This window comes from Flavobacterium sp. AK-345 (assembly GCF_058310175.1).
This window is the reverse complement of the sequence record NZ_JBZEER010000001.1, coordinates 75,247-93,395: the sequence shown is the minus strand read 5'-3', so window position 1 is coordinate 93,395 and position 18,149 is coordinate 75,247. Positions and strand designations below refer to the sequence as shown.

Sequence of the window (18,149 nt, the reverse complement as noted above, 5' to 3'; positions counted from 1 at the left end):
GGCGCATTTAAATATTATAATTTAGATATGATTCTTAATTACTTTTGGATTTTAATATCTGCAACAATTCTAGGATTAGAACCCACTCTAGTTACAGATTTAACGTAGATAACTCCTTTTTTACCAGCAGCATTTTTAAACAAAACTACAAGTGGCAATTTACTATCTGGAAATGCTTCACCATCATCAGTAATAGTTAAACTATTTAAATCTTCTCCTTTTTCTAATTTATTGAATTGGTCAATAGTATACTGATTTGTAACATAATTAATGAAATCAGTATTTGTTGCCGTACTACCAAGACCATCTTCTGAATCATTAGGGCTAACGAAAAAATTCAAAGAAGAACTACCTCCGTAAAAAGCTATATCAACCTTTGGCAAAGTAGCAGCGTCAATTTGGCTCTTTTTGTAAGATTTACCAGTTTCTGTTGAGAAGAAACGTCCTGCATCAAATCCTTCAGAATAGTCTAAAGAAAAAGTTACATCTTTAAAAGTTTTTAAAGTTGCTGTATCAACAACTTCAGTTTCATTTTTGTCATCATCACTAGAACAACTAGTGAAGATTGATGCGCAAATAAATAATACTACTGCAAATTTTTTTGTAATGTTCATTTTCATAAATTTTTAAATTTGGTGCGAATGTAATCTGAAAATTTAAAAATTTTAATATTTTTTTAACAAAAAAATAACCTTAATTATTTAATATTAATCGGCTAAACACTAACTATAATAAGATGAATACTTTAAATATTTCCTTTTTTTTTATAATCTTTATAGATATATTTTTTCATTGTAATAGAATTCTTGAATTTGAAAAATATTGCAAATATTTTACTACATCAAATACGATTTAAACATACATCTCAAATTATAATTTTTAATTTATTAAAAATTGATTAAGACTCTAACTATATAAAAAAGGCCGATTTGTAAATACAAATCGGCCTTTTTTATGAATGAAATACTTTTAAAAAGCAGCTTTCATTTTATCTTTAATCGCATCCAGACATAAATTATTAATACTGCCTTCGTGCGTATGTTTTGTTTCTTTTGGAGATTGATATGTTCCTGCTTCCAATTGTTCTGCAACGGCTTTGTATGCATCTCTAAATGGAATTCCGGCTACAACCATTTCATTTAGAGTATCAACCGTGAAAAGATAATCGTATTTTTTGTCTTTTAAAATATTGTCTTTTACCGTAATATCTTTTACCGAAAAAATAGCAATATCCAAACAAGCTTTTAAGTTTTGAAGCGCTGGAAACAAGCCTTCTTTCAAAAGTTGTAAATCTCTGTGATAACCGCTTGGCAGATTATTTGTAATTAAAGTGATTTCGTATGGAAGTGCCTGAATTTTGTTGCATTTTCCTCTGATTAATTCAAAAACATCAGGGTTTTTCTTGTGAGGCATAATGCTTGAACCTGTTGTAAGATGTGCCGGCAAACCTATGAAGTCGAAGTTTTGGCTCATATATAAACAAACATCCATTGCAAATTTTGATAAAGTCCCAGCTACACTTGCCATTGCAAAAGCAACGGTTTTCTCTGCTTTTCCTCGGCTCATTTGCGCGGCAACGGCATTGAATTTCAAGGTTTCAAAACCCAATTCCTGAGTGGTAAACGTTCTGTTGATTGGAAACGAACTTCCGTAACCTGCAGCAGAACCTAACGGATTCTGATCTACTATTTTTGAAGCCGCGTTTAACATCGTTACATCATCGATTAAGCTTTCTGCATAAGCAGAAAACCACATTCCGAATGAAGATGGCATTGCGATTTGTAAATGTGTATAGCCTGGCAATAAAACATTTTGATGCTTTTCTGCCGATTCCATTAACAAGTCAAACAATGTTTTTACTTGTTCTTTTAAAGCTTTTAATTCGTCTTTTAAATACAAATGAACATCAACTAAAACCTGATCGTTACGAGAACGTGCGGTGTGGATTTTTTTTCCGGCATCGCCCAGTTTTACCGTTAATAAATATTCTATTTTGGAATGTACATCTTCAAAACTATCTTCGATTTCAAAATTTCCAACCACAATATCAGCGATGATATCGTTTAAGGCATCAACCAAAGAAGTTGTTTCTTCCTGAGTTAATAAACCAATTTGCCCAAGCATTTTGGCGTGTGCAATAGAACCTAAAGCATCGTATTTTGCCAACACTAAATCAAGTTCACGGTCATTTCCTACTGTGAAATGTTCGATTTGTTTGTCTGTTGGTATTCCTTTTTCCCAAAGTTTCATAACTTCTGTTTTTAGACTTCTTAGATATTAGATTTTTAGACTTCTTAGATTTTGGATCTTGTTGAGTTTAAATTTTCTAATTTATTCTAATGCCATTGTTTATACTGTTGGTTTTTCTAGCCCCGATAGAAGTGAAAATCCTTTTATTTTTTTTCTTTAAAAAAATAAAAGATTGTAACGGATAGCGGGATTAGCTCCTAAATAATATTATAATTTAAAGAAATCTGTTAGTATTTTAATATACAAATCGACTCCTTCTTCAATTTCGTTAATGAAAATAAATTCGTCTGCTGAATGTGACCGCAGGGTTTCTCCAGGTCCTAATTTTAAAGACTGACAACTCAAAACAGATTGATCTGAAAGTGTTGGTGAGCCATAAGTGGTTCTTCCTAAAGCAATTCCAGCTTGTACTAAACCATGCGCAACCGGAATAGACGATGCGTTTAAATGCATTGATCTGGGCGTAACTTCGGCATTTACATTGGCTTTTACAACCTCCAAAATTTCGGTATTTGAATAACGATCTGTTACGCGAATATCGACAACCATATCGCATTCTGACGGCACAACATTGTGCTGTTTTCCGGCACTGATTTGCGTTACGGTCATTTTTACAGGACCCAGAACATCAGAGATTTTGTCGAATTTATAGTTTTTAAACCATTCCATTACGGGAATAGATTTGTATAATGAATTATCGTCGTTTTGATGCGCCGCGTGACTTGCAGTTCCTTTTACTTTTACGTCTAAAACTAACAAACCTTTCTCAGCTACAGCTAGTTGCATTAAAGTTGGCTCACCAACAATGGCGCAATCTAACTCTGGTAAATGTTTTAAAACGCTGTTTAAACCGTTTTTTCCGCTGCTTTCTTCTTCGGCGGAAGCCACAATTACGATATTATGTGATAAGTTTTGATTTTCGTAAAAATGTACAAACGTTGCCAATAACGAAACCAGACATCCTCCGGCATCATTGCTTCCTAATCCGAATAATTTACCGTCTTTTTCAATGGCTTTAAACGGATCGTTTGTGTAAGCCTGATTTGGCTTTACGGTATCGTGGTGTGAATTTAGTAAAAGTGTCGGTTTATTCTCGTCGAAATATTTATTGAAAGCCCACACATTATTGTTTTCTCTTTTAAAAGGAATTTCGTTTTGATGGAACCAATTTTCTATTAAAAGTGCTGTTTGATCTTCTTCACTTGAAAATGAAGGGGTTTCAATTAGATTTTTCAATAAGTTAATTGCCTCTTTGGTAAGCGTTGCTATATTTTTCATAGGTGTAGGTTCTCTGCCACGATCCCGATAGCTATCGGGACGAAGTCACAAAGTTTTTAATTAAATCGTGACATTTTTAATTTGCACAAATTTCTAAAATTAATATTTAAAACAACCTCCGCAGCTATCTTTTTTTGCCACGAATTACACAAATTTTCGCTATTTTTTTTAAATTTTAATTCGTGAAAATTTGTGCAATTCGTGGCTATATCTTTTATAATGTAATCGTTGTATGCAAAACATCTGGATTTTGGAGCATTTTGTGATGCCCGATTTTGATTTTTTGAACACCTCTTGACAAACTATTAAAGCAATTATCCAACTTTGGAATCATTCCGGAATGGATTACTTTTTCTGTTTTTAGTTTATTGTATAATTCCTCGTTTATTGCTGTAATCACAGATGAATCGTCTTCTGAATCTTGCAAAACTCCTTGTTTTTCAAAACAATATGTTAGTGTAACATCAAAAACTTCTGATAATGCAATTGATAATTCACTCGCAATGGTATCGGCATTTGTGTTTAAAAGTTGTCCATTTTTGTCGTGCGTAATGGCGCAAAAAACAGGAACGATTCCAGCTTCAAGCAACGTTTTCAATAAAGCTGTATTTACTTTTTTTACATCGCCAACAAAACCGTAATCTATTGTTGGGTGATTCCTTTTTGTAGATTGAATTAAATTCCCATCAGCTCCCGAAAATCCCATTGCATTGTTATTTTTTGCCTGCAACTGTGCGACAATATCTTTATTGATTTGTCCGGCATAGATCATAACGACAACATCAAGCATTGCAGCATCGGTAATTCGGCGCCCTTCAATCATTTGAGGTACCAAACCAATACTTTGGGCCATTTTTGTAGCCGATTTTCCTCCACCGTGAACTAAAACTTTATATCCTTCTATTTTAGAAAAATCTATTAAGAATTGCTCTAATTCTGTTGGATTGTCGATTATGTTTCCACCAATTTTTATTACTGTTACTTGCATGTTTTTTAAGGTTTCTAAAGTCTTTAAATTTTTATGAATTTATGAAGAGTATTTTTCAAAATAAATGTTTTCCAAAATTCGTATTAACCTATTTCTATTCATTCTCCTCGTTTCTACCATATCTTTTAAAAATGTCATTTCAATACACAAAATAATAGGTATCAGCATTAAAAAAACTAGAATTCCTATTGTTTTATAAAATTCCAGATAATCTTTTAGTTCTTTGGCAAAATTCACAAATCCACCCAAAAAGGATCCAAAATATATTCCAGTTAAAATAATAATTGAATTAACTAAAAATGAATATTTAAAATTTTTATTCCCTATTTCTCGCTTTATACATTCAATCAAAAATAAAAGATTTTCTTTATCGAATATTTTTTCGTTATTAACTGCCTTTTTGAATTCTTCTTTTTGAATTTCTCGAATGGCATTATATCTAAATTTCTTAAAATCTAAATTGACATACTCATATTTTCGTTGCAATATTATCTTTTCACTTTTATTTAAAAATTTAAAAAAATATATTCCCAATGTAATTCCAATAATAAAACAAATAATTCCTAAATATACATTTGCAAAAAAAATATAAAGACTAAAAATAAAAAATAAAAAACTTGATATAGAAACTAAAATCAATGTTATCTTCCATCTAAGTTCAAAGTATTTGTATAGTAAATTCCAAGATGACAGTTTAGAGTTTATTAAAATTATTTCTTCTATTTTATTCATTTTGATTTATTAAAACCTTTGAACCTTTGTGCCTTTGGACCTTAATTTATAACTTCTTAAGAATCTTTTGTAAAACTAATTGTGCTGAATACGTTCTGTTATTCGCTTGCTGAATTACAATTGAATTCTCGCTGTCAATAACTTCGTCGCTTACAATTACGTTACGACGAACCGGAAGGCAATGCATGAATTTTCCGTTATTGGTTAGAGCCATTTTTTCAGCCGTAACAGTCCAGTTTGAGTCTGTGTTGGTTACTTTTCCGTAATCGTTGAAGTTACTCCAGTTTTTTACGTAAACAAAATCAGCATTTTCGAAAGCTTTGTTTTGATCGTATTCGATTTTACAATCTTTTGTAATTTCCGGGCTCAATTCGTAACCTTCAGGATGTGTGATTACAAAATCCATGTCTTTTTGCATTTGCATCATTTCTACAAATGAATTTGCAACTGCCTGAGGCAACGCTTTCGGATGCGGTGCCCACGAAAGTACAACTTTTGGCTTGTGTTTCGTTTTGTATTCTTCCATCGTGATGGCATCTGCCAAAGATTGCATCGGGTGACGAACGGCACTTTCCATGTTTACAATTGGCACTGTTGCGTGTTTCAAGAATCCTGAAATAACAGTTTCAGCATAATCTTTTTCTTTATCAACTAAACCAGCAAAAGCACGAATGGCGATAATATCACAGTATTGTGAAACTACTTCTGCTGCTTCTTTAATATGTTCTGAAGCGCCGGAATTCATTACGGCTCCGTCTTCGAACTCTAATGTCCAGCCTTCGTTGGTAAAGTTCATCACCATAACGTTCATTCCTAGATTTAATGCCGCTTTTTGAGTACTCAAACGCGTTCTTAAACTCGGATTAAAGAATAACATTCCTAAGGTTTTGTTCTTTCCTAATTTTTGATTTTTAAGCGGATTCTTTTTGATTTTAATCGCGCTTTTTACCCATTTTGATAATGAGTCGATATCTTTTATTGAAATATAATTCATGATTTTTTGTTTAATCGTTTATTTGTTTAACTGTTTATTTGCTAGCGATTAACCGAATTAACGATTAAACAAATAAACATTTTATACAATTTTTGTAAAAGGAATTTCTCCCTCTAAAGCCTTTAAAATAAAATTATCATTTAATCCGTTTACGATCCAGGTTTCGATGTTGGCGGCTTTTGCAATTCCGGCTGCTTCGATTTTTGACTGCATTCCGCCTGTTCCGTGTGATGATTTTGATTCGCCGATTTCTTTTTCCAAAGTCTTTAAATCATTTACCAATTTAATCGTCTCAGGATTTTCATCGTGAATCGAATCTTTCGTGTAAATTCCGTTTGTATTGGTTGCAATTATCAGAATATCAACATTTAGCAGCACTGCTGTTAATGCCGCTAATTTATCGTTATCTCCAAACCGAATCTCATCTGTGGCAACGGTATCATTTTCATTAATAATCGGAATGTAATTGTTCTCGACCAAAACATTAATGGTATTGACAATATTGACTTTCGACTGATCTTTTTCGAAATCTGAATAAGAAAGCAAACATTGTGATGTCAATAAACCTAAATCACTAAAGTTCTCATGGAAAATCCGCATTAAATGGGGTTGTCCAATCGAAGCCAAAGCTTGTTTCAATGCAATTTCTTTGCCTTTACTTTCTAGTTTTACAAACTGTTTGGCCGCTGCAATGGCTCCTGAACTTACGATTACAAATTCGTAATCTTTGTTTAAAGCGGCGATTTGCATACCAATATCTTCGATCTTTCCCCGCGAAATATGATTGGTTTCTTTGGTTAAAGTATTACTTCCTATTTTTAATAAAATCCGTTTTTTGCTCATTTTGTTTTGGTTTTGCCACGAAGGCTCAAAGGCACTAAGTTTTATTTTTATCGCAAAGGGCGCAAAGGTTTATCTTTAATAAATTCCAAAATTTAAATTCCAAATTCCAATTTTAAAATCTGAAATCATTATCGTTTTAATCCTCTACCTAAAATCCTCAATCTAAAATTATCTAATTATCTAATTGCCTAATTATCTCAATTACCTGATTTGTCCTTCTCCATAAACGTACCATTTATTGGTTACAAGATGTTGTAAACCAATTGGTCCGCGTTGATGCAATTTATCGGTGCTTATCGCTAATTCTCCGCCAAGACCAAATTGTCCGCCATCTGTAAAACGGGTTGATGCGTTGTGATAAACTGCAGCTGCGTCAATAGATTCCATGAATTGTTTTGCAACATTTTCATCTCTTGTAATTATTGCTGCCGAATGTCCGCCGCAATATTTGTTGATTTTTTCGATTGCATGCTCCTCAGAATCGATTGTTCCGATGACAATTTTATAATCTAAAAATTCTTCATACCAAATATCTTCGTTTTGAAGTGTTTGGGTATTTTCGAAATTTTCCAATGATTTATCAACGATTACTTCGACTTTATTTTCAACCAAAGCTTCGATTAACGTGGCAACAAAACCTTCAAAATTGGGTAATCTTGAATCTATTAAAACTTTATCTAAAGCATTACAAGCTGAGATTTTAGACGTTTTAGCGTTCAAAATTACTTTTAAAGCCAAATCGGTATCTGCATTTTGATGAACATAAACAAAATTATTTCCCCGACCGCTTACAATTACAGGGCAAGTGGCGTGTTGTTTGACAAACTCAATTAATTTTTCTCCTCCTCTCGGAACAATTAAATCAACTTTTTGAGTTGGTTTTTCCAAAAAGGCCTGAGTTTCTGCACGATTATAATTTAGATATTCAACCCAATCTTTCGAAACTCCATTTTCTTCCAGAGCTTTATGCCATAAATCAACAATCTTTAAGTTTGATTTTAAAGATTCTTTTCCTCCTTTTAATAAAATCTTATTTCCGGATTTAAAAGCAATTCCACCTGCTTCGATTGTAACATCGGGACGCGATTCGTAAATAATTAATATGGTTCCGAATGCTGCGGTTTTATTGACTACTTTGATTCCATTATCATGAACAAAATGAAAACGCTCTACTCCAACCGGATCTTCCTGAGAAGCCAATTGGTTTAACGATAAAATCATCTCGTCGACTTTTTTATTATCTACTTTCAGGCGCTCTTCCATCGCTAAATCTGAACCATCGTAAGCTAATAAATCTTCCTGATTGGTTAGAATTATTTGACTCCGCTCCTGCTCGACCAGCTTTGCCATAGAGTGCAAAACGAGATTGCGTTTTTCGATTGATAATGGGTTCATTTATTTTGGTTTAATTGGTTAATCGTTAATTCGTTTAATCGTTTAACTGGTTAATCGATTAAACGAATTAATATATGGTAAACTTAGTTCTGAAGTTCTTCCAAACTCTCTTTTAAAGCTACAATAAAAGTATTTATATCTGATTTTTTTACAGTCAATGGTGGTAAAATTCTTAACAGATTTTTGTTGTTGGCACTTCCTGTAAAAATATGTTTCTCGATAATTAGTTTTTTTCTTAAAGCAGAAACATCAAAATCGAATTCAACTCCAAGCATTAAACCTTTTCCTTTTACTTGTTTAATTCCAGGAACTTGTTTGATTTGTTCTAAGAAATATTCATAAACTTCGTTTACATTCTTTTGTAAATCAAGTTTTTCAATCACATCTAAAACGGCAATTCCTGCTGCACAAGACAAATGGCTTCCGCCGAAAGTTGTTCCTAATAATCCGAAACTTGCTTCAAATTTTGGAGAAATTAAAATAGCGCCAACCGGAAAACCATTCCCCATTCCTTTTGCTACTGAAATAATATCAGCGTTGATTCCGTGATGTTGGAATGCGAAGAATTTCCCGCTTCTTCCGTATCCTGATTGTACTTCATCTAAAATTAAAACAACATCATGTTTTTTACATGCTTTTTCTAAAGCCTGAAAAAATTCTGTTGTTCCCTGATCTAAACCTCCAACGCCTTGAATTCCTTCGATAATTACAGCTGTAACATCTCCTTTTGCAAGTTCTGCTTCAACTAATTCAATTTGGTTTAGTGGTAAAAAAGTAACGACTTGTTGTGCGTTTATTGGCGCTACAATCTTTTTATTATCTGTAACTGCAACGGCCGCAGAAGTTCTTCCGTGGAAAGAATTATCAAAAGCTACAACTCTTGATTTTCCGTTATGGAAAGAAGCTAATTTCAAGGCATTTTCATTGGCTTCAGCTCCGGAACTGCATAAAAACAATTCGTAATCTTCTAATCCTGAAAGTTTGCCTAATTTCTGAGCCAATTCTACCTGCAAAGGATTCTGAATTGCATTCGAATAAAATCCTAAATGATCCAGTTGATTTTTCAGTTTGGCTACATAATCTGGTTGCGTGTGGCCAATCGAAATCACGCCGTGTCCGCTATATAAGTCTAAATATTCTACTCCGTTATTGTCTGTAATTGTGCAATCTAGTGCTTTTACAGGTGTTATATCGTAAAGTGGGTATACGTTGAATAAATTCATGTCTATTTTTGTTTTTTTTGTTTCAAGTTTCATGTTTCAAGTTTGCACAGAACGTGAAACTTGGAACTTTAAACTTGAAACTGATTTAAGTTTCAGTATTTATATTTCAAGTTACGTACAGAACGTGAAACTTGAAACATTAAACCTGAAACAAATTTTTCCTAAAATCCGCTTGGTTTCAAATGTAAACCCGTGGTTTCTTCCAGTCCAAACATTAAATTCATATTTTGAATGGCTTGTCCTGAAGCACCTTTGGTTAAGTTGTCAATGATTGAGGTGATCAAAATCCGGTTTCCTTTTTTCATTAAACTGATGATACATTTGTTGGTTTGAACGACTTGTTTCATATTGATATTTGTCGTTGTAACGGTTACAAACGGTTCATTTTTATAGAATTCCTCGTATTTGGCAACGGTTTGTTCCAGACTTTCGTCGGATGTTGTATATAAGGTTGCAAAAATTCCTCTTGGAAAATCTCCTCTGTTTGGAATAAAAAGCAACTCGCTTTCAAAATCATCCTGCAACTGAACCAGGCTTTCTGAAATTTCTCCCAAATGCTGGTGTTCAAAAGCTTTATAATGCGACATATTATTGTTTCTCCAGCTGAAATGCGAAGTTTCTGAAAGTCCAACTCCGGCGCCCGTGCTTCCGGTTGTGGCATTAATATGAACGTCATTATTTAGCAAATTAGCTTTCGCTAAAGGCAACAAAGCCAATTGAATAGCAGTAGCAAAACAACCCGGATTTGCAATGTAATTTGCTTTTTTGATGTCTGCTTTATTCAATTCGGGTAAACCGTAAATAAAGTCCTTGCCTTCAAAATGAGCATCTTTGTTCAATCTGAAATCGTTTCCTAAATCGATTATTTTTGTATGACTTGCAAATTGATTTTCCTGCAAAAATGAAATCGATTTTCCATGTCCAAGACATAAAAAGACAACATTTACATCCGGATTTATTTTATCAGTAAAATTCATTTCAATATCTCCCATCAAATCATGGTGCGCCACAGAAAGCGGTTTACCCGAATTTGTAGTACTGTAAACAAAATCGATGTTTACATTGGGATGATACATTAATATTCTGATAAGTTCTCCGGCCGTATAGCCCGAACCACCAATTATTCCGATATTAATCATGAGTTAAATGGTTTACAGATGAAAATATGTTTTGTGCATTTCCTAAAATCTTAATAAATCCTTTTGCATCGTCAGATGTCCAGGCATTGTTCATTTCTCCATATTGGCCAAAACCTGTGTTCATCAAATCATTTTTAGATTCGATTCCGTCAAGCGAAAAATGATATGGTTTTAATGAAACCGTTACAGTTCCGTTCACTGTTTTTTGTGTGTCTTGCAGGAATGTCTCAATGTTACGCATTACAGGATCTAAAAACTGACCTTCATGAAATAACATTCCGTACCAGTTTCCTAGTTGTTCTTTCCAGTATTGCTGCCATTTCCCAAGCGTGTGTTTCTCTAATAAATGGTGCGCTTTTATGATAATTAAAGGCGCAGCAGCTTCAAAACCAACTCTTCCTTTAATCCCGATAATAGTATCACCTACGTGAATATCTCTGCCTATTGCATAAGCATTTGCCAGTTTTTCAAGCTTTACAATATTATTTTCAGGGACATCTTTTTTACCATTTAAAGCCACTAATTCTCCTTGTTCAAAGTGTAAAGTCACTTTTTCTTCCCCTTCTTTTTGCAATTGCGAAGGATAAGCTTCACTTGGCAAAGGCTGGCTCGAAGTTAGAGTTTCTTTTCCTCCTACGCTGGTTCCCCAAAGTCCTTTATTGATCGAATATTGTGCTTTTTCCCAAGAATAGTGAACGCCGTTTTTAGCCAAATAATCAACTTCTTCTTGTCTTGACAATTTTAAATCTCTAATTGGTGTGATGATTTCAATTTCAGGCGCAATTGTCTGAAAAATTAAATCAAAACGAATCTGGTCATTTCCTGCACCTGTACTTCCGTGTGCGATGGCACTTGCTCCTACTTTTTTAGCATATTTAATGGCTTCAATTGCCTGAAAAACACGCTCTGCACTTACTGACAATGGATATGTGTTGTTTTTTAATACATTTCCAAAAATCAAATATTTTATAGCTTTATCGTAATATTTGTCTATGATGGTTAGGTTGGCGTGTTGCGCACTTCCTAATTCATAAGCTCTTTTTTCGATCGCTGTTAATTCTTCTTCACTAAATCCTCCTGTATCTACAAGTACGGTATGAACTTCGTATCCTTTTTCATTTTTTAAATATTTCAAACAATACGAGGTATCTAATCCTCCACTATAAGCTAATACAACTTTTTTCATTTTTTATAATTTAGGCTAATACTTTCGTATGTAGCAAGTTTGAGATTTATTTTTATTTGTTTTTAAGATAAAAAAACGAAAGACATTATTTTATTTAAGAATAAAGCTTGTTTAATTTTCTTTAATCTGCTCAAAACAGCTTCGTTAAAAGGATGTCTTGGCGGACCTTTTGGCTTGTCTTTTGGATCGTACAACATTCCTGTACACAAGCACATTTTGTTTTCTTTGCTTTGCAGAATTTGAAAATTGGTACAGGTTTTACAGCCCGCCCAAAAACTTGGATCTGTTGTCAATTCTGAGAAAGGTACTGGCTTGTAACCCAAATCTGAATTGATTTTCATTACCGCCAAACCAGTCGTAATTCCGAATATTTTTGCGTCCGGATATTTCTGCAGCGAATAATCAAAAACTTTTGATTTTATTTGTTTTGCCAAACCTAAGTTTCTATAGTCCGGGTGTACAATTAAGCCGGAATGTGCCACGAATTTTCCATGCTCCCAACTTTCGATATAACAAAAACCTGCAAATTTTCCGTCTGCTAAAGCAATCATCGCATCACCGTTCGACATTTTTTTCTGAATGTATTCAGGAGTTCTTTTAGCAATCCCAGTACCTCTTAATAAGGCAGATGATTCTATCGTATCGCAAATTTCCTGTGCGAATTTGAAGTGTTCTTCCTGAGTTACAACAATAGAGATTTTCATTTCAATAGTTGAAGTTAGAGTTAAAAATTAAAACGTATTGTTTAGTTTGAAATCTTGAAACCCATCCAATAAAGTTAGACAAAATAGAAGTAACATTCTCAAAATCAAAAAGTTGATTTAGAAAATAATTAAAATAAGATATACTTTTAGGATATGTTTGTCCAATGGACAAATTATGTGATTTCAAAATGAAAAATGAATATAAATAAATACGCGGCGAAAAACTCTGTGAATACTATAGAGATAGTATCCGTACTTCGGGAGAAGTTACAGGTGAGTTTGTCCGTGACAAAGAAGTTATATGTAAACTTATTTTATTCATCGGTGCAAAAGTACACTATTTTTTAATTTACAAAACAAAAAAATAAAATTCTAACATTTTTTTAATGGAATGTTGGTTTTTTCTAAGGTTCTGAGTTACTAAGATTCTATCCCGAAGCCTCGGGACTGAGTTTTTTTTCTGAAACCTGAAACTTGAAACCTCAAACTAAAAAACAAAACCCGATAGCTATAATAACTATCGGGTTTTAAACATTTTAATGTTTTTTATTTTTATTTCTTAGTGAACGGAATTACTTGTCCATTACCTAAAACAATCATATCAAAACCTGTTTTTGATTCATTAAATTTGAATTTTAAACCTGCTCTTTTTGATTCGAATGTATCTTTTTCATTTGCAACAGGAGATAAACTAAATTTTGGATAGTTTGGAAGTTCTGCGCTTAAAACGCTGTTTTTCTCTGTCATTTCAATTGTCAATGGCGATTTGGTAGTAACATAATTTCCTAAATAACCATCAAGAATGATATCTTTTTCAATTTTACCGTTTCCCGCTTTCCAAACGTTATTGCTTTCGTTATAATCAGGAAAAGCATGATCAGGATCTAAAGTGATACTTTCAATTTCTTCTGTAGAATTATGCTTGAAAGACCAATCGTTGTTACGCTGCCAGATTTCTACAGGTAATTTAACTCTGGTTACTTTTCCGCTTTTTGTTTTTACATCCAAAACAATTGGCATTGGCATTTTGTCGAAATTCTCAACTGTAATTACAACTCCTTTTGCAGGATCATTTTTTACATATTTAATAGAGTTGATTCCCTGATCGAATCTCCAGTTGTTTACGAACCAGCTTCTCCAGAACCAGCTTAAATCTTCTCCGGCAACATTTTCAATTGTTCTGAAGAAATCATCCGGAGTTGGATGTTTGTAAGCCCAACGCTCTACGTAAGTACGTAATGCTTTATCAAAACGCTCTTCTCCTAAAACCTGTTCTCTTAAAATTACCAATCCTGCGCTTGGTTTTGCGTAACATAAAACACCAATATTCGCTTCCTTCATATTATCAGGAGAGCTCATAATCGTTTCTAATTTTGGACTTGTATAATATTCTGCATCTTCATGTAAGTTTGAAGCTGGCTGTTTGTATTCTCCATTATTAAAATCGTAAGAACTTACAGAGTTGATAAAAGTATTAAAACCTTCATCCATCCAGGCAAAATAACGCTCGTTTGAACCTACGATCATCGGGAACCAAATGTGTCCAAATTCGTGATCTGTAACTCCCCATAAATCATCTCCTTTAGATTTCCATCCGCAAAAAACAATTCCTGGATATTCCATTCCGCCTTCATTTCCTGCTACGTTTGTAGCTGCAGGATAAGGATATTCGAACCATCTTTTTGAGTAATTCTCTATAGACGCTTTTGTATATTCTGTAGAACGTCCCCATGCATCATTTCCTGAACTTTCTACCGGATAAGCTGATAAAGCCAATGCTTTTTTACCACTTGGCAAGTTTATTTTTGCTCCGTCTAAAATAAAGGCCGGAGACGATGCCCATGAAAAATCACGTGCATTTTTAATTTGATAATGCCATGTTTTTTCAGCGGTTGCATTTGCATTTGCGGTTGCAGCAACTTCATCTGCAGAACGAATTACAACTGTTTTATCACTTTGTTTGGCCTCTCCATAACGCTTAAATTGTTCAGCAGAAAATACTTCTGATCCATTTAATAATTCACCAGAACCTACAACATAATGATTGGCAGGAGTTGTGATTTTTACATCAAAATCACCATACTCTAAATAAAACTCAGAAGCTCCTAAATAGGGTGCAGTATTCCAGCCTCTTACATCATCATACACACACATACGCGGGTACCATTGTGCAATTGTGAAGATTTTTCCGTTTTTAGTTTCTAAAACTCCCATTCTGTCTGATCCTTCAAAAGGTGCAATGAATGAAAACTCGATTTTAATTTTTATAGATCCTCCTTTTGAAGCTAATTCTTCCGGAAGAAAAATTTGCATTCTTGTATCTGTAACTACATATTTTACATCAGTTTCTGTTTTTTTCTTTCCAGAAATTACCTTCACCGATTTAATTTTATTTCCTCCCTCAAAAACCTGACCCTGCGCTCCGTTACGGCTTCCTGTTAAAGGCACAACAGCATTTCCTCTTGAGTCTTCTTTGAATAAATTTTGATCTAAATTCAACCAGACAAATGATAATTTATCAGGACTATTATTAGTATACGTGATTTCATCTGTACCACTAATTTCATTTGATGTAGCATTTAATCTTGCCGTTATTTGATAATCGGCTCTGTTTTGCCAATATTCAACTCCCGGCTGACCGCTGGCAGAACGCGTTGGCGTACCATTTTTAGTGTAAAAATGTGGTGCAAAAGCATCGTGGTAATTGTAATTATTAACAGGGGTAACTGCTGTTGTAGCTGGCGTTTGTTGCGCCGAAACAGAAGAAATCCCTACAAACAAAGCCATGGTTAATAAGGCTTTTGAGAATTGTTTTTTCATATTTTTTAGCTGTTTATGTAGCAAATTAATGAAAAAAAAAGCTATTTACAGAGAAAATCTTAACCTTAAATTAAAGTTTAGCAAAAATTTATCAAAAAAATAATTTAAGCGATTTTCTTAAAAAACTAAATTTTATAAAATATATTTACATCACTTTTAAAACTAATTTCTTTCAATTATACTATTTTGAATACAACTATATCAAATTCAACGCTTAAAGCTTCTATCAAACATGCCGGAGCTGAATTGTTTTCCTTAAAAGACAATCAAAACCAAGAATATATCTGGGAAGGAAACCCTGCTTTTTGGGGAAAACATTCTCCTATTCTTTTTCCGATTGTCGGAACTTTAAAAAACAATACTTATACTATTAATGGAAAAGAATATCAATTGCCAAGACATGGGTTTGCGCGTGATATGGAATTTCAATTAATTGATAAAACCGAAAACAGTGCTACTTTTTCATTGCAATCCAATAGTGAAACACTGAAAAAATATCCTTTTGATTTTGAATTGCAACTTATTTATACGCTAAATGAAACCACTTTAGACATTGCATATAAAGTAATTAATAAAGGTGAAACCAAAATGCCTTTTTCTATAGGAGCGCATCCGGCAATTGCTTTACCTGAAAATTTTGAGAATTATTCTTTTAAATTTGAGAAGGAAGAAGATTTAAAATATTCTCTTTTAGAAAATGATCTGATTTCCAACAAAACAGAAAGTTTGCAAACTATTGAAAATCTGGTTCCGCTGAATTATAAATTGTTTGAAAATGATGCGTTGGTTTTTAAAACTTTAGAATCTAATTCGCTTACCATCTTGGAGAACTCAAAACCTTATATAAAAGTTGATTTTGAAGATTTTCCGAGTTTAGGAATCTGGACAAAAGATCAGGCTCCGTTTGTTTGTATCGAGCCGTGGTATGGTTATTCAGACACGGCCGAAAATTCAGGTGATTTATTCGAAAAAGAAGGGATTTTGATTTTAGATGCCAAACAAACATTTAATTCAAAATTTAGTATACAAATATTATAAAAATAAAAAAATGCTGGATTTTAACTTTTCTCCATTTCCAACTATAGAAACCGAACGTTTACTTTTAAGAAGAATTACGAATGACGACGCAAACGAAATTTTTGAATTGCGTTCGAATCCGGAAACTATGAAATACATTCCGAGACCTTTGGTAAAAAATACCGAAGATGCACTCGCACATATTGCCATGATCGAAGAAAAAATTGAAACCAATGTTGGAATCAATTGGGCAATTACTTTAAAAGAAAGTCCTAAACTATTAGGAATCATTGGTTTTTACAGAATGCAGCCAGAAAATTATCGCGCTGAAATTGGCTATATGTTATTACCTGAATTTCACGGAAAAGGAATTATTCCTGAAGCCGTAAACAGGTTAAACAGATATGGTTTTGATGATTTAAAATTGCACTCTATAGAAGCTGTTATCGATCCGGAAAACTTTGCGTCAGAAAAAGTTTTGCAAAAATGCGGTTTTGTTAAAGAGGCTCATTTTAAAGAATCTGAATTTTATGAAGGTCGCTTTCTGGACAAAGTAATTTACTCATTGTTAGACAAGTAAACTTTTAAAGATTTTATTTCAAAAAATATAATGAAATACTCTGTTTTTTTTAACATACAGCAAGTATTTGTTGCGTTATATTTGCATCCGAAATAAGTAATTTTTAACTTATTTATCACCATGAAAATCTTGTTTATGAAAAAATTACTTGTTCTGTTTGTTCTTTTCTTTTCTATTCAATCACAAAGTCAAACTTATATTAAATTCAATGCCGCTACGGCTATAGTAGGCGTACCTAATATTGGAGTTGAAACAAGCGTTGGAGAAAAACTTACTTTTAGTGTAGATGTTATGGCTTCTTTTTGGGAATCTTTCAACGGTCATAGCCCAATGAAGTTTTATACTTTGACTCCTGAACTTCGTTATCATTTTAAAGAAAATTACAACGGATTTTATGTTGGCGGACATGCCGGACCGGATATTTATGAATTACAAAAATGGAATTATTTTGACTCAAATAAATATGAACATGGCTTTGGTTATCGTCTGGGCGTTTCAGTTGGGTACAACATCAAACTAAATGATAAATTTCTTATCGATGTCTTTGCCGGAGGTGGATGGCACCAGGGATTTTATCATGGATATTACAACGATGGAACTCCGGGAAGATATGAAACGGCGGCGCATTGGAACAAAAGTGGTGAATGGTTGCCATATCGTGGCGGAGTAATGATTTCGTATAAATTATAATTACTTTGCCAGCTTAGGCAGTGTTTTTAGATATAAATCTTCTACTTTTTTGCGTGCCCAATCCGTTTTTCTTAAAAAGGTTAAACTGGATTTTATACTCGGATTTGAAGTAAAACATTTTATAGGAATTAATTCTGATAACGTATCAAAACCATAATATTCTACTAATGTTTCTACTATTTTTTGAAGAGTAACCCCGTGTAAGGGATCTTTAGATTGATTTTGCATTTTTTTACTTTTATAATATTAAAAAAGACCATACTCCAAAAAGTATGGTCTTTTCATTTTACAAAATTAATGATTTCAAGTT

The 18,149-nt window shown here is 33.2% G+C and carries 17 protein-coding genes; 3 read left to right on the top strand and 14 right to left on the bottom strand.

Going from position 1 to position 18,149, the window contains the following annotated elements:
* Positions 1–38 precede the first annotated feature (38 nt).
* From AC4FQ3_RS00420 to AC4FQ3_RS00360, 13 genes are all read right to left on the bottom strand, one after another.
* Complete coding sequence (locus AC4FQ3_RS00420) at positions 39–614, bottom strand: hypothetical protein (RefSeq protein WP_491180442.1); 576 nt, start codon at positions 612–614, stop codon at positions 39–41.
* 355 nt (positions 615–969) lie between these two features.
* Positions 970–2,250: an argininosuccinate lyase gene (gene argH / locus AC4FQ3_RS00415; protein WP_491180441.1), complete on the bottom strand. Its 1,281-nt coding sequence runs from the start codon at positions 2,248–2,250 to the stop codon at positions 970–972.
* Positions 2,251–2,457: 207 nt separating this feature from the next.
* Positions 2,458–3,528, bottom strand: coding sequence for a M20 family metallo-hydrolase (locus AC4FQ3_RS00410; RefSeq protein ID WP_491180440.1), 1,071 nt, complete (start codon positions 3,526–3,528; stop codon positions 2,458–2,460).
* Between the two features lie 214 nt (positions 3,529–3,742).
* Positions 3,743–4,516, bottom strand: a complete 774-nt coding sequence (gene argB, locus AC4FQ3_RS00405) for an acetylglutamate kinase (RefSeq protein ID WP_491180439.1) — start codon at positions 4,514–4,516, stop codon at positions 3,743–3,745.
* 39 nt (positions 4,517–4,555) lie between these two features.
* Positions 4,556–5,248 carry a hypothetical protein gene (locus tag AC4FQ3_RS00400; protein WP_491180438.1) on the bottom strand — a complete coding sequence of 231 codons (693 nt, stop codon included), beginning with the start codon at positions 5,246–5,248 and terminating at the stop codon, positions 4,556–4,558.
* A gap of 46 nt (positions 5,249–5,294) precedes the next feature.
* On the bottom strand, positions 5,295–6,242 hold the full coding sequence (locus AC4FQ3_RS00395; RefSeq protein WP_042564387.1) for an N-acetylornithine carbamoyltransferase: 948 nt from the start codon (positions 6,240–6,242) through the stop codon (positions 5,295–5,297).
* An 81-nt stretch (positions 6,243–6,323) separates the two neighbouring features.
* The gene (gene proB / locus AC4FQ3_RS00390; protein WP_491180437.1) at positions 6,324–7,085 is read right to left on the bottom strand and encodes a glutamate 5-kinase; all 762 of its coding nucleotides are present in this window, start codon (positions 7,083–7,085) and stop codon (positions 6,324–6,326) included.
* A 201-nt stretch (positions 7,086–7,286) separates the two neighbouring features.
* Complete coding sequence (locus AC4FQ3_RS00385) at positions 7,287–8,480, bottom strand: glutamate-5-semialdehyde dehydrogenase (RefSeq protein ID WP_491180436.1); 1,194 nt, start codon at positions 8,478–8,480, stop codon at positions 7,287–7,289.
* Positions 8,481–8,563: 83 nt separating this feature from the next.
* Positions 8,564–9,703: an aspartate aminotransferase family protein gene (locus AC4FQ3_RS00380; protein WP_491181004.1), complete on the bottom strand. Its 1,140-nt coding sequence runs from the start codon at positions 9,701–9,703 to the stop codon at positions 8,564–8,566.
* Positions 9,704–9,864: 161 nt separating this feature from the next.
* Positions 9,865–10,842, bottom strand: coding sequence for an N-acetyl-gamma-glutamyl-phosphate reductase (gene argC, locus AC4FQ3_RS00375; RefSeq protein ID WP_491180435.1), 978 nt, complete (start codon positions 10,840–10,842; stop codon positions 9,865–9,867).
* Positions 10,835–12,028: an argininosuccinate synthase gene (locus AC4FQ3_RS00370; RefSeq protein ID WP_042564382.1), complete on the bottom strand. Its 1,194-nt coding sequence runs from the start codon at positions 12,026–12,028 to the stop codon at positions 10,835–10,837. The genes argC and AC4FQ3_RS00370 overlap by 8 nt, the downstream gene beginning before the upstream one ends.
* A 62-nt stretch (positions 12,029–12,090) precedes the next feature.
* Positions 12,091–12,732, bottom strand: coding sequence for a GNAT family N-acetyltransferase (locus AC4FQ3_RS00365; protein WP_302095609.1), 642 nt, complete (start codon positions 12,730–12,732; stop codon positions 12,091–12,093).
* A gap of 552 nt (positions 12,733–13,284) precedes the next feature.
* On the bottom strand, positions 13,285–15,552 hold the full coding sequence (locus AC4FQ3_RS00360) for a M1 family metallopeptidase (protein WP_491180434.1): 2,268 nt from the start codon (positions 15,550–15,552) through the stop codon (positions 13,285–13,287).
* 186 nt (positions 15,553–15,738) lie between these two features.
* Between AC4FQ3_RS00360 and AC4FQ3_RS00355 the strand changes: the two genes are divergently transcribed.
* The 3 genes from AC4FQ3_RS00355 to AC4FQ3_RS00345 all read left to right on the top strand — a co-directional run bounded on the left by AC4FQ3_RS00355 (position 15,739) and on the right by AC4FQ3_RS00345 (position 17,839).
* Positions 15,739–16,590 (top strand): aldose 1-epimerase family protein, encoded by an 852-nt coding sequence (locus AC4FQ3_RS00355; protein ID WP_073393745.1) that lies wholly within the window; start codon positions 15,739–15,741, stop codon positions 16,588–16,590.
* 10 nt (positions 16,591–16,600) lie between these two features.
* A complete protein-coding gene (locus AC4FQ3_RS00350; protein WP_463461478.1) occupies positions 16,601–17,149 on the top strand; it encodes a GNAT family N-acetyltransferase in 549 nt (182 codons plus the stop codon).
* 135 nt (positions 17,150–17,284) lie between these two features.
* Positions 17,285–17,839 (top strand): DUF3575 domain-containing protein, encoded by a 555-nt coding sequence (locus AC4FQ3_RS00345; RefSeq protein WP_042564595.1) that lies wholly within the window; start codon positions 17,285–17,287, stop codon positions 17,837–17,839.
* Here the strand turns inward: AC4FQ3_RS00345 and AC4FQ3_RS00340 are convergent, their stop codons facing one another.
* The gene (locus AC4FQ3_RS00340) at positions 17,840–18,067 is read right to left on the bottom strand and encodes a VF530 family protein (RefSeq protein ID WP_073393744.1); all 228 of its coding nucleotides are present in this window, start codon (positions 18,065–18,067) and stop codon (positions 17,840–17,842) included.
* Positions 18,068–18,149 lie beyond the last annotated feature (82 nt).

Coding starts and splice junctions, on each gene's coding strand:
- AC4FQ3_RS00420 (WP_491180442.1), bottom strand. CDS start 614: ATGAACATTACAAAAAAATTTGCAGTAGTATTATTTATTTGCGCATCA.
- argB (WP_491180439.1), bottom strand. CDS start 4,516: ATGCAAGTAACAGTAATAAAAATTGGTGGAAACATAATCGACAATCCA.
- AC4FQ3_RS00365 (WP_302095609.1), bottom strand. CDS start 12,732: ATGAAAATCTCTATTGTTGTAACTCAGGAAGAACACTTCAAATTCGCA.
- argH (WP_491180441.1), bottom strand. CDS start 2,250: ATGAAACTTTGGGAAAAAGGAATACCAACAGACAAACAAATCGAACAT.
- argC (WP_491180435.1), bottom strand. CDS start 10,842: ATGATTAATATCGGAATAATTGGTGGTTCGGGCTATACGGCCGGAGAA.
- AC4FQ3_RS00350 (WP_463461478.1), top strand. CDS start 16,601: ATGCTGGATTTTAACTTTTCTCCATTTCCAACTATAGAAACCGAACGT.
- AC4FQ3_RS00380 (WP_491181004.1), bottom strand. CDS start 9,703: ATGAATTTATTCAACGTATACCCACTTTACGATATAACACCTGTAAAA.
- AC4FQ3_RS00340 (WP_073393744.1), bottom strand. CDS start 18,067: ATGCAAAATCAATCTAAAGATCCCTTACACGGGGTTACTCTTCAAAAA.
- AC4FQ3_RS00395 (WP_042564387.1), bottom strand. CDS start 6,242: ATGAATTATATTTCAATAAAAGATATCGACTCATTATCAAAATGGGTA.
- AC4FQ3_RS00410 (WP_491180440.1), bottom strand. CDS start 3,528: ATGAAAAATATAGCAACGCTTACCAAAGAGGCAATTAACTTATTGAAA.
- AC4FQ3_RS00345 (WP_042564595.1), top strand. CDS start 17,285: ATGAAAAAATTACTTGTTCTGTTTGTTCTTTTCTTTTCTATTCAATCA.
- AC4FQ3_RS00385 (WP_491180436.1), bottom strand. CDS start 8,480: ATGAACCCATTATCAATCGAAAAACGCAATCTCGTTTTGCACTCTATG.
- proB (WP_491180437.1), bottom strand. CDS start 7,085: ATGAGCAAAAAACGGATTTTATTAAAAATAGGAAGTAATACTTTAACC.
- AC4FQ3_RS00370 (WP_042564382.1), bottom strand. CDS start 12,028: ATGAAAAAAGTTGTATTAGCTTATAGTGGAGGATTAGATACCTCGTAT.
- AC4FQ3_RS00360 (WP_491180434.1), bottom strand. CDS start 15,552: ATGAAAAAACAATTCTCAAAAGCCTTATTAACCATGGCTTTGTTTGTA.
- AC4FQ3_RS00400 (WP_491180438.1), bottom strand. CDS start 5,248: ATGAATAAAATAGAAGAAATAATTTTAATAAACTCTAAACTGTCATCT.